General features: G+C 39.2%; 4 protein-coding genes. 3 read left to right on the top strand and 1 reads right to left on the bottom strand.

The window, feature by feature from the left end:
- A partial coding sequence (locus JWP71_RS05025; protein WP_299497659.1) for a hypothetical protein occupies window positions 1-227 on the top strand: 227 nt, incomplete at its 5' end.
- A gap of 313 nt (window positions 228-540) precedes the next feature.
- A complete protein-coding gene (locus tag JWP71_RS05020; RefSeq protein ID WP_299497657.1) occupies window positions 541-1,329 on the top strand; it encodes a hypothetical protein in 789 nt (262 codons plus the stop codon).
- A 350-nt stretch (window positions 1,330-1,679) separates the two neighbouring features.
- Here the strand turns inward: JWP71_RS05020 and JWP71_RS05015 are convergent, their stop codons facing one another.
- Window positions 1,680-2,198 carry an acyl-CoA thioesterase gene (locus JWP71_RS05015; RefSeq protein ID WP_299497655.1) on the bottom strand — a complete coding sequence of 173 codons (519 nt, stop codon included), beginning with the start codon at window positions 2,196-2,198 and terminating at the stop codon, window positions 1,680-1,682.
- Between the two features lie 104 nt (window positions 2,199-2,302).
- Between JWP71_RS05015 and JWP71_RS05010 the strand changes: the two genes are divergently transcribed.
- Window positions 2,303-3,887 (top strand): DPP IV N-terminal domain-containing protein (locus JWP71_RS05010; RefSeq protein WP_299497654.1); only part of this gene is annotated, 1,585 nt, incomplete at its 3' end.

Raw genomic sequence — 3,887 nt, 5'->3', positions numbered from 1 at the left:
ACCGCGACTTTCATTTCCGTTCCACTCGCATGGGTGAAGGCTCTAACTCTGCGTTGCCTATTTTTGCACTGTATTTAAAGAAAGTATATGCCAACGCGGATTTAGGTATAAAAAAGAATATTGATTTTGAAATGCCTAAAGGCGGTGTAACAACAGTACTGGATTGCAGCACTTACACTCAGCAGCAAAAAGGCACCAATGAAGTGGAGAAGAAGCTGAGTTTTTAATAATGTTATACAATAATACCCGCAATGACGTGTAAAAAATGGAAACTATATAAAAAAACACGTTGTCATTTCGAACATAGTGAGAAATCTATACATTTCAATCCGTCTGCTTAGCGCGTGTATAGATCTCTCACTATGTTCGATGACAATTTTAATTATATTGATAATCAATAACTTGCAATTGCGTCATTATAAGGAACGAAGCAATCTCTACATAGAACATTCAATAAGGAAAATTATTTAAGTGAAATAAATCAAACAAACTAATTATTTAGTTTTGCATTTGATTTATAACCACTAACCTATTCCCATCATGAAAAGATTAAATTGCTCTAAAATTCAGTTAGCACTGTTTGTATTGATGTTTTTAGCATTTAATGCAAATGCACAAAAATTACCAAAAGTTCAAACCGCCAGTGTGTATGCACCCGGTAATATTAAAATTGATGGTAGGGCAACAGAGTGGGGTGGCACATACCAAGCCTATAATCATATTGATCATTTGTTTTATAGCATGGCTAATGATGATAAAAACATTTATTTAGTGGTGAGTTCATCAGATCAGCTTAGTATTTCAAAAATGGTACGGTGGGGTATTGCCTTAACTATAAACGGCACTGGTAAAAGAAAATCAAAAGATCCGAATAATGTAGTTGTAAGTTTCCCTGTAGCAGACGAGAAAAGGAATTTAGGCATTATACATTCTATGGGCGAAAAAGACATTTTGGTAAACAAAACAACTATGATGAATTCGCGTAATGCCAAAATAGCTAATGTATATAAGCTAATAGAAGTTAGCGGTATAAAAGAGATCAGCGAACCAACTATCTCTATTTATAATACCACGGGAATAAAGACCGGGAGTTTGTTTGACAACAAGCTTGCTTATGTGTACGAATTGGCTATCCCATTAAAATATCTGGGCACCTCAATAAATAATGGTGCCAGATTTAGCTATAATATTAAACTAAATGGAGGAATATTAAAGAATGGTGCAGCGATGCCAATGCGCGTTGACGGCGGACCTACACCTACACAGGATTACTTATTTAGCCCTACAGATTTTTGGGGTGAGTATACTTTGGCCAGGCAAACGCATTAAAATAATAATACGCACTATTAGGAGGCTCCGATGGAGCCTTTTCTAACTTTATTTATTTCTATAAACAGGCGACTCCTCGGGAGTCAAATCTTCGCTTTGTTTCAGCAAATATTGGCTCCGGAGGAGCTCCCTGTTTATAGAAGACAAGACACGCCCAATTTTGGCTCCTATTGGAGCCTCCTTATGCAAGCGATACTCTTTGAGCTATTTTAATGCGTTTGCCTGATGCTTTGGCAAAGAAGTAATACATTCTATTTGAACCATGATTCTAATGAGTAAAGGATGCTCTCGATTTATGATGCATTAATCAAGCTAATCTTAAAATCCTGAAAATCATGGGTCAGAAATTATTACCCCTTACCCACAAACAAGGCCTTCAATTCGGTAGCCTCGTCGGCCTTCATTTTGCCACCTAATACTAAACGCAGCTGGCGGCGGCGCAGGGCGCCATTATACAATTCTATATCCTCATCAGTTTCAGGAACAAGCTCCGGCACTCCTATTTTATAGCCATCTTTATCCAACGCTACAAAGGTATAGTAAGCCTCGTTGCTTTTAACGCGGGTGCCTGATGGTATATTCTGTGCCCAAACATCCAGCCTAACCTCTACAGATGTGTTAAAAGCGCGCGATACTTTGGCTTCAATAGTTACTACGTCCCCTAATTTTATGGAGTGCTTAAAAGAAACATTATCAACCGAGGCGGTCACCACAATACGGTTACAATGTTTCTGACCAGATATGGCCGCCGCTATATCCATCCAGTGCAGCAGGCGCCCGCCCATCAAATTGTTTAGCATATTGGTATCATTGGGCAATACCAACTCGTTCATAATGGTAAATGATTCTTTGGGCGATTTTCCGGTCATTAGCTATATTTTTAGGGTAAATATACATTTTAAGTATAAATATGCCCTATAATATTGCTCAAATGCTGCAAATCATTTAGCTTTATCAAAACTGATTTTATATTATGAAAAAAATATTTGCACAGCCCGTGTGCTATATGCTTATTTTATTAAGTGTATTTCCGTATACCTTAAAGGCACAAACCAAGCAAGAATATAGTAATATAACAGATGCCCTATTTGCCGGCAGCAAGCTGAGGGGCAAACAAGGGCCCGCAAGTGTAAACTGGATAAACGGCGGTCAAAAATATTCTTACATCGCGGGCGAAGAGATCCGCTCGATGGAGCCCGCCACTTTAAAAGACGAGGTTGTTTTTTCTAAAAGCGGGCTCACTTTTCCCGGTACTACAAAGCCGTTTGATTATGAATCGTTCCAATGGTCGCATGACTCAAAGCATTTGGTTTTTAAGTCTGATTTCAGGCCCATATACCGTAAATCGGGCATAGCAGATTATTATATCTATGACCTTGCAAGCAAGCAATTAAAGCAAGCGGCAAAAGATGCCCGCACTGCCGAGCTATCGCCCGATGGTAAAAAAGTAGGTATAGAGCGCAAGGGCAATATGTATGTGTATGATTTTGCAACCGGTAAAGAAAAGCAGCTAACCAATGATGTAACCGGCGAGAACGCTATTTTTAATGGCCATTATGATTGGGTTTACGAAGAAGAATTTGGGCAGGCACAGGCATGGAACTGGTCGCCTGATAACAAATACATAGCCTATTGGCAGTTTGATGAACGTAAGGTGCCCGATTTTGAAATGACCAATTTTGAAGGGCATCATAGTAATATTGTCCATATCTCAATTCCGCAGGTAGGGGATGAGAACCCTAAAGTACAGATAGGTGTTGCCGATGTAGCGACGGGAAAAAAAATCTGGCTAAAGCCTGATGAAACAGGCGATTTTTATATCCCGCGTATTTACTGGACAAGCAACCCTGACGTGCTGGCAGTGATGACCCTTAACCGGGAGCAGAACCACATGAAGCTTTACTTTTTTAATGTAAAAACCGGCGAGCATCATGTTGTGCTTGAGGAAAAGAATACTACCTGGGTGGCCATTTTTGATTTTTATACTAACGTAAATGATATGGTTTATTTCCCCGAAAAATCTAAAGAGTTTTTTTGGGTATCAGACCGTTCGGGTTATTACCACATTTATCGCTACGGCTATGATGGTAAGTTAATTAACCAGGTTACCCAGGGCAATTGGGATATGATAAAAGTGAGCGGCATTAATCCGCAAACAAAAAGTATATACTATTTATCGGCAGAATCTTCGGGCCTTGCGCAGGAGTTTTATAGCATTAAATTTGACGGAAGCGGAAAGAAAAAATTAAGCGATGCGGCGGGTTTTCATGATATCAATATGTCGCCGGATACGAAATATTATATAGACAAGTATAGCAATATAAGTACACCAACACATATAGCCTTATTTGATGATAACGGCAAAACGCTTAAAATGTTGGAAGACAACCAGGCCGTTACAGCTTATTTACAGGCGCACGCCTATTCGACTCCCGAATTGTTTAAAGTGAAAACAAGTGATGGTGCCAGTTTGGATGCTTATATGATAAAGCCATTTAATTTTGATCCGCAAAAAAAATATCCGGTAGTGTTAACCATTTATGGTGGTCCCGAATCGC

The organism is Mucilaginibacter sp., from assembly GCF_028287845.1.
GTDB lineage: Bacteria > Bacteroidota > Bacteroidia > Sphingobacteriales > Sphingobacteriaceae > Mucilaginibacter.
This window is presented reverse-complemented; position numbering and strand designations above follow the sequence as displayed.

Coding starts and splice junctions, on each gene's coding strand:
- JWP71_RS05020 (WP_299497657.1), top strand. CDS start 541: ATGAAAAGATTAAATTGCTCTAAAATTCAGTTAGCACTGTTTGTATTG.
- JWP71_RS05015 (WP_299497655.1), bottom strand. CDS start 2,198: ATGACCGGAAAATCGCCCAAAGAATCATTTACCATTATGAACGAGTTG.